Raw genomic sequence first — 7464 nt, 5'->3', positions numbered from 1 at the left:
CCGATCTGGTGCGGGCCCCGGCTCGTGCTGTCCCAGGAGGACAATCCCGATATGACCCGCTCCGAACGCCAGGACCGTCCCGCTCGCAACCGCCCGTCCAGGGCGCGCGGCACGGACCGGGCACAGGCAACCGCACAGGGTTCCGGCAAGGGAACCGGAAAGGCGTCGCCCCGTCGCAGGGCCACGCCGCCGCAGGGCGAATTCGCGCTGCCCGAGACCATCACCCCCGCACTGCCCGCCGTCGAGGCGTTCGCCGAGCTGGACATGCCCGCAGCCCTGCTGAAGACCCTTGCCGCGCAGGGCGTGACCGAGCCGTTCCCGATCCAGGGCGCCACGCTGCCCAACTCGCTGGCCGGCCGCGACATCCTCGGCCGGGGCCGCACCGGCTCCGGCAAGACCCTCGCCTTCGGCCTCGCGCTCCTGGCCCGCACCGCCGGCCGCCGCGCCGAACCGAAGGCACCCCTCGCCCTCGTCCTCGTCCCGACCCGCGAGCTCGCCCAGCAGGTCACCGACGCCCTGACCCCGTACGCCACCTCGGTCAACCTGCGCCTGGCCACCGTCGTCGGCGGCATGTCGATCACCCGGCAGTCGGCCACGCTGCGGCGCGGCGCCGAGGTGCTCGTCGCGACCCCGGGCCGGCTCAAGGACCTCATCGAGCGCGGCGACTGCCGCCTGGACCAGGTCGCGATCACGGTCCTGGACGAGGCCGACCAGATGGCCGACATGGGCTTCATGCCCCAGGTCACCGCCCTGCTCAGGCAGGTCGAGGCGGACGGCCAGCGGATGCTGTTCTCGGCGACCCTGGACAAGAACATCGACCGCCTGGTCAAGATGTTCCTCACCGACCCCGTCGTGCACTCGGTCGACCCGTCCGCCGGTGCGGTCACCACCATGGAGCACCACGTGCTCCACGTCCTGGACGAGACCGACAAGAAGGCCGTCGCGACGCGGATCGCCGCCCGCGAGGGTCGCGTGATCATGTTCGTGGACACCAAGCGCGCCGCGGACCGCTTCGCCAAGCGGCTGCTCGCCAGCGGTGTACGCGCGGCCGCGCTGCACGGCGGGCGCTCGCAGCCGCAGCGCAACCGGACCCTGGACCAGTTCAAGAACGGCCAGGTCACCGCCCTCGTCGCGACGAACGTGGCGGCCCGGGGCATCCACGTGGACGACCTCGACCTGGTCGTCAACGTGGACCCGCCCACCGACCACAAGGACTACCTCCACCGGGGCGGCCGCACCGCCCGCGCCGGGGAGTCCGGCAGCGTCGTCACCCTGGTGCTGCCCGACGAGAAGCGGGACATGACCCGCCTGATGCGCGACGCGGGCATCGATCCGCGCACCACCCGCATCCGCTCCAGCGACGAGGAGCTGACCCGCATCACGGGCGCCCGCGAACCGTCCGGAGTCGCGGTGGTCATAGAGGTCCCGCAGCCGGCCCAGCCGAAGCCGCGCACGCGGCCGGCGGGCACGGGCACCCGCTCGGGCAGCCGCGGCCGGGGCCGGGGGACCGGTGCGCCCCGGGGCTCCTCCCCGCGCACCGGCGCTTCTCGCGGAAGCGCACAGCGCACCCGCCGCGCCGCGTAGCACCCTTCGCCGGAGGGGCCGATTCAAGCCCCTCCGGCGATCGAGGAGCGGGGTCCGGGGGCAGCCCCCCCGGGACGGTGACCGGTCACGTCGTGCAGTCCAGCACCGCGCGACACAGCGCACACCGCACCCGCACCCGCCCCCGCACCGGAACCCGGTTCCGCTGATGGCAGACCGGGCACGGGAACGCCACCCGCAACCCGTCGGCCGCCACCTCGAAGGCGTACGACCCCCCGGGCACCCCGGACACCGACCGCCGGTCACGCGCGTAACGCCGTCGCCCCGCCCACCCCGCGGCCGTCAGCGGCGGCTGCCCCGCATCCCGCAGCGCCCGCGCCCGGCCCTCCGTGTACGCGGTGTACGCCTGCGGACTGGTGAACCACGGCGAGGGGTCCTCGCCGAACACCAGCGCCCGCTTGGCCAGCACGTACCCGAACTCCTCCGGCGTCAGGTACCCCAGCTTCTGGCTGGACGTCGCGTCCTCGCGGAACGCGTCCAGCAGCAGCCACCCGGCCCCGAGGTACGCCGCCGCCGTATCCGTGAGGATCTCGTTGTCGCGCGTGCCGGGGAACTCCAGGCCCAGCCGGTGCAGCAGCACATGGGCGACCTCGTGCGACAGGGCCGCGCCGATGTCCCGGCGATGGGTGCGGAAGCGGTCGTTCAGCTCCACGAAGTACTCCGGCTCCGACGCGAGTTCGACGCTCCCCGCGTGCTCCATGGACCGGAACGCCACGATCACCCGGGCGTCCGGCAGCCGGTAGTGGTGCACCATCGCCCGGGCCACCCGCTGCGCGCCCAGGTGCAGATCGTCGGCGTCGGCGAACGCGGCGTCGGCCGGGGCGAGGCTCGGCGCGAACCGCTGGACGCCGTCGGCCGACAGCCTCCGGTACAGCGCGGTGATCGCCGAGCGGACCGTGTCCAGATGCGGGAACCCGTGCTCGACCGGGCTGCGGCGGGGGCTGTCCGGCATCTCCGCACCCCCGCTCGCCGCTCCGGGCCGACTCCTCACCAATGTAGACCGGGAAAGGCGCCTCGAGGTTGTCAGCCGCCCGTCCGCACCGGCAGCCCCGGGCCCAGCCGGACGTACCGCGCGCCCGCGCCCTCCGTCTCCAGCACCCACACCTCGTTGACCCCCTCCCGCAGCACCGGACCCGGCACGTACAGCGTGTGCTGCGGGCCCGCCGACCAGTACCGGCCCAGACAGAAGTCGTTCACCCAGACGAACCCCCGCGTCCAGCCCGGGAGTTCGAGCCCCGCGTGGTCCGCGCCGGCCGCCAGCTCGAACGTGCCCCGGTACAGGCCCGTCCCGCCCTCCCCGCCGGCCGGCGCGAACGGCACACCCGCCACCGCGCCCGGCTCCTCGAACGCGTCCAGCCGCAGCGCCCGCGCCCGCACCCCGTGCAGATACTGGCGCTCGTGGAGCACGCCCCCGGTGATGCCCTTCGGCTCGCCCAGGCGCGGCCCGTAATTGACCCGGCCCAGCGACTCCACCCACAGCTCCACCTCGGCGGGCCCGGCCACCGGCTCCTCCAGCGCGGAGGCCCCCTCGCTCAGGACGCCCCGGCGCACCCCGTCCACGTACACCACCGCGCGGTCCCGCAGCCCCGCTACAGCCAGCGTGTACGGGCGGCGCGGACCCGGAACGGCGACCCGGTAGCGCACCAGACCGCGGTCCACCCCCAGCTCCTCGAACGTCGGCGGCACCCCGGACTCCGCCGCCTCCTCGTCGCCCAGCGCCTCCAGCACCATGTCCAGCGGCGCCCACTCGGTCAGCTCCGCCCGCACCGGGGCGGCGAGCCCGACGGGCTCGGGCGGCAGCGGGGGCAGCGGTCCGTCCGCGTACCCGGCGAGGACGTTCCGGAACAGCCGGAACTTCTCCGTGGCCCGGCCGTACTCGTCCACCGGCGCGTCGTAGTCGTACGACGTCACCGTCGGCAGCAGCTCCTCGTCCTGGAGCGGGCCGGAACGGTTCGCGCCCGCCCAGCCGGCGAAGTTCGTACCGCCGTGCGCCATGTAGACGTTCACCGACGCCCCGCACTCCAGGATCTCCGCCAGCGCACCGGCCGCCTGCGCCGGTTCCCGTACCACCGGCGGCGCGCCCCAGTGCTCGAACCAGCCGCACCAGAACTCCATGCACATCAGCGGACCCGACGCCTGGTGGCGGCGGAGCACCTGGAACGCCTCGCGGGCGCCCGAGCCGAAGTTCGCGGTGGCGAGCAGGCCGGGCACCGAGCCGCCGGTGAGCATGTGGTCCTCCGGCCCGTCCGAGGTGAACAGCGGCACGTCCACCCCGTACGCGCGCAGCAGGCCGGCCACGTGGCGCAGGTAGTCCGCGTCGGTGCCGTAACTCCCGTACTCGTTCTCGGCCTGCACCATGATCACCGGGCCGCCCCGGTCGATCTGCCGCTCCGCGACCTGCGGCAGCAGCTCGGCGAACCAGGCCCGGACCGCGTCGAGGTACCCCTCGTCACGGGTCCGCACCCGCCGCCCGAACCGGCCGGTCACCCAGGCGGGAAGCCCGCCGTTCTCCCACTCCGCGCAGATGTACGGGCCCGGGCGCACGATCGCCCACAGGCCGGCCCGGTGCGCCGCGTCCAGGAAGCGGCCCAGCGCCCCGGTGTCCCGGAAACGGCCGGGCAGGGGCTCGTGGAGGTTCCACGGGACGTACGTCTCCACACAGTTCAGGCCCATCGCCCGCAGCATCGCGAGCCGGTGGTCCCACTGGCCCTCGTGCACCCGGAAGTAGTGCAGGGCCCCGGACAGCAGCCGTACGGGCTTCCCGTCGATCCGGAAGCCGTCGTCCCCGACGGTGAAGTCAGCCATGGTGCCCGTTCTCCTGATGCGCGGAATGTCTCGGTCCAGCCTCACCCCTGGTGCGCGGCCGGTCCATGGACAAAGATCTTGGCTGTTTGGACGCGTGTCGCCCGACCAGAGGGCCCGGACCGGGGAGGAAGAGGCCGATGTACCACACCTGGATGCGCTTCTTCACGCCCAGTCCGCTGCACCACCGCCTCGGCCTGGTCTGCCTCGGCGTCGGACTCCAGCACGGCACCCTGCCGACCGTCGGCCCGCGCACCCTGGACCACCACGTGGCCGTCGTCGTCCACTCGGGCAGCGGCTGGTTCGCCGGGCCGGACGGGCGGCGGGTGCCGGTCACCGCGCCCAGCCTCATCTGGCTGACCCCGGGCACCCCGCACCACTACGGCGCCGACCCCGCGACCGGCTGGGACGAGAGCTTCGTGGACTTCACCGGGCCCGCCACCGCCACGTACACCGAGCTCGGCTACATCGAACCCGACCGCCCCCTGGTCCCCCTCTCCGACACCGCCGCCCCGCGCGCCGCGGTCGGCCGGATGGTCCGGGCCGCCCGGCGCGGCAACCCGCTCCTGGAGGTCGAGACCGGGGCCGCCGTGCACGAACTCCTCGTCGCCCTGCGCCGGGCCCGCGCCGACGTCGGCCCGGACGGCGACCCGGTCCTCCAGGCGCTCGCCCGGGACGCCTTCCAGCCGCTGTCGGTCGCGGAGCACGCCGCCCGGCACGGGATGACCCCCGCCGAACTGCGGACGGCGGTGCGCCGGGGCGCGGGAAGCAGCCCGAAGGACTACCTCCTCACCATCAGGCTCGGGCGCGCGAAGGAGCTCCTCGCCACGAGCGACCTGCCGGTGGCGGCCGTCGCGCGCCGCGTCGGCTACGACGACCCGGCCTACTTCTCCCGCCTGTTCGCGCGACGCGTCGGCATCGCCCCGGTGCGCTTCCGCGAACAGCAGGGGCGCACGGTCCCGGGCGGCTGGAGCGACCGCGTCCCGGACCCCGAACACCCGCCGACGATCACCTCGTAGCCCCGTAAGCTCGCTGCCCATGACCACGAACGACATCGACGCCTCCGTACGCGTCGAACTCGACCGGCTGCGCCAGAGCATCGACAACATCGACGCCGCCGTCGTCCACATGCTGGCCGAACGCTTCAAATGCACCCAGCAGGTCGGCCACCTCAAGGCCGCCCACCAGCTCCCGCCGGCCGACCCGGCGCGCGAGGCCCGCCAGATCGCCCGCCTCCGCGAGCTCGCGGAGAGCGCCCACCTCGACCCGGCGTTCGCCGAGAAGCTGCTCAACTTCATCGTCGCGGAGGTCATCCGCCACCACGAACGCATCGCCGAGGAGTCCGCGAACGGCACGGAGGCGACCGGGGGACGGTAGCCGTCCCGGCCGCCTCCGCGTCCGGCTCCCGCCTCAGGGCGAGATCTCCTCCAGGGGACGGTTCGCCGTCTCCTCCGCCAAGGTGCCGGCGACCACCGCGCCGAGCACCGCCACCGCGGCGAGCATCACGAAGACCGCGACGACGCTGTCGTTCGCCGCGTAGACGACCCCGACCAGGATCGGGCCGAGGATCACGCCCAGGCGGTTGACCGCGCCGCCGACGCTGCACCCGAGCGCCCGCATCCGGGTCGGGTACAGCTCGGGGGTGTACAGGTACAGGCAGATGTTGGAGCCGAAGAAGCCGACCGCCGAGAGCGAGGTCCAGATCAGGACCTGGACGGGGGAGCCGGCGCCGAGCGCGGCCAGGGTGAGCAGGAGGGCGGCCGAGGCGCCGAGGCAGATCGCGAAGACCTTGCGGCGGCCCAGGACGTCCACCGTGAGCGCCACGATCAGGCAGCCGAGCAGGCCGGCGACCGAGGTCATCGTGGAGTAGAGGAGGGCGTCGGAGAGGCCGAGGCCGTACTCGTCCTTGTAGATGCTCGGCAGCCAGGACGTCACGCCGTAGTTCACGAAGTAGCCGGTGAACCAGATCGCGCCGACGACCAGGGTGCGGCGCCGGTAGCGGCCCGTGAACAGGCCGCGCAGGCCGGTCGCCGCCCGTTCCGCCGCGGTGGCCGCGGTGGGGGCCTTCTCCTGGGCGTGCGGGGCGTCCGGGGCCGGGAGCGGCCGGCCCGTCGCGGCCACCACCTTCGCCTCGATCCCGGCCATCACCGCTTCCGCCTCCGCGAGCCGCCCCCGGTCCGCGAGCCAGCGCGGGGATTCCGGGACGCGGCGCTGCACGAGGAAGGCCAGCAGGCCGGGGACCGCGGCGACCGCGAACATCGTGCGCCAGCCCGCGGCCGGGACGACCCAGGCCGCGACCAGCGCGCCGACGGTGAGGCCCGCCGGGAAGACCAGCTCGTACAGCAGGACGAAGCGGCCCCGCTTGAAGCTGCGCGTGATCTCGCTGATGAAGGCCGCCGCCACCGGCACCTCGCCGCCGATCGCGAGCCCCTGCACGAAGCGGAGCGCCAGGAACGGGGTGAGCGAGGTGCAGGCGGTGAGGGCCAGGCTCACGAGGCCCGACAGGGCGATGCAGTACGCGATGACCCGCACCCGGCCGTAGCGGTCGGCCAGCCGACCCGAGAGCAGGGCGCCGACGAGCATGCCCACCGAGCCGACGGTCAGGACGGCCGTGGCGTCGCCGGTGGACAGGTGCCACTCGTCCCGCAGTTCGGGCAGCGCGTAGGCGATCAGCAGCTGGTCGAACGCCTCGAAGAAGGTGACCACGCCCACGATCAGGCGGACGGTGACGTGCCAGCGGGAGGGCGGCAGCCGTTCGAACCGGGCCGCGATGGCGGTGCGGGTGGTACCGGCGGGCGAGGGGCCCGGCGCGGCGTCCGGTGAGATGTCGGTGCTCATCCAGGGTTCCTCCTGCTCCGCGGGGGCCCGGAGCGGTTGGGGGAGCCAGGTGTACGTGTTCGCAGAGGCTGCGGTGAGCCGAGCGTACGGGTGGGGAGCGGTACGCGGTGCCCGTGAGGCGGTGACGTCGCCCACGAACCTCTGTAAGCACCTAGCTTCTTAGGGCTTAAGTTCTATCGGTCCGGGGGTGGCGGCCGTCAAGGGCCGGGGAGCAAAAGACTT

The 7464-nt window shown here is 73.9% G+C and carries 6 protein-coding genes; 3 read left to right on the top strand and 3 right to left on the bottom strand.

From position 1 onward, the window contains the following. Positions 1-51 precede the first annotated feature (51 nt). A complete protein-coding gene (locus tag ACN6LM_RS08990) occupies positions 52-1584 on the top strand; it encodes a DEAD/DEAH box helicase (protein WP_445064765.1) in 1533 nt (510 codons plus the stop codon). Positions 1585-1669: 85 nt separating this feature from the next. Here the strand turns inward: ACN6LM_RS08990 and ACN6LM_RS08985 are convergent, their stop codons facing one another. Beyond that, positions 1670-2554: a hypothetical protein gene (locus ACN6LM_RS08985; protein ID WP_445064761.1), complete on the bottom strand. Its 885-nt coding sequence runs from the start codon at positions 2552-2554 to the stop codon at positions 1670-1672. Between the two features lie 71 nt (positions 2555-2625). After that, positions 2626-4407, bottom strand: a complete 1782-nt coding sequence (locus ACN6LM_RS08980; RefSeq protein ID WP_445064760.1) for a beta-galactosidase — start codon at positions 4405-4407, stop codon at positions 2626-2628. Between the two features lie 137 nt (positions 4408-4544). Here ACN6LM_RS08980 and ACN6LM_RS08975 point away from each other — a divergent pair, with 137 nt between their 5' ends. Together ACN6LM_RS08975 and ACN6LM_RS08970 are read left to right on the top strand one after the other, a co-directional pair. Continuing rightward, complete coding sequence (locus ACN6LM_RS08975; protein WP_445064759.1) at positions 4545-5423, top strand: helix-turn-helix domain-containing protein; 879 nt, start codon at positions 4545-4547, stop codon at positions 5421-5423. A gap of 19 nt (positions 5424-5442) precedes the next feature. Next, positions 5443-5781: a chorismate mutase gene (locus ACN6LM_RS08970; RefSeq protein WP_164400314.1), complete on the top strand. Its 339-nt coding sequence runs from the start codon at positions 5443-5445 to the stop codon at positions 5779-5781. 33 nt (positions 5782-5814) lie between these two features. Here ACN6LM_RS08970 and ACN6LM_RS08965 read toward each other — a convergent pair whose 3' ends face one another. Next, positions 5815-7242, bottom strand: coding sequence for an MFS transporter (locus tag ACN6LM_RS08965; RefSeq protein ID WP_445064758.1), 1428 nt, complete (start codon positions 7240-7242; stop codon positions 5815-5817). Between the last annotated feature and the right edge of the window lie 222 nt (positions 7243-7464).

The sequence above is a fragment of the Streptomyces sp. SAS_281 genome, from assembly GCF_052542855.1.
Note: the sequence above shows the minus strand (reverse complement) of the source record. Positions and strands in the feature narration are given on the sequence as shown.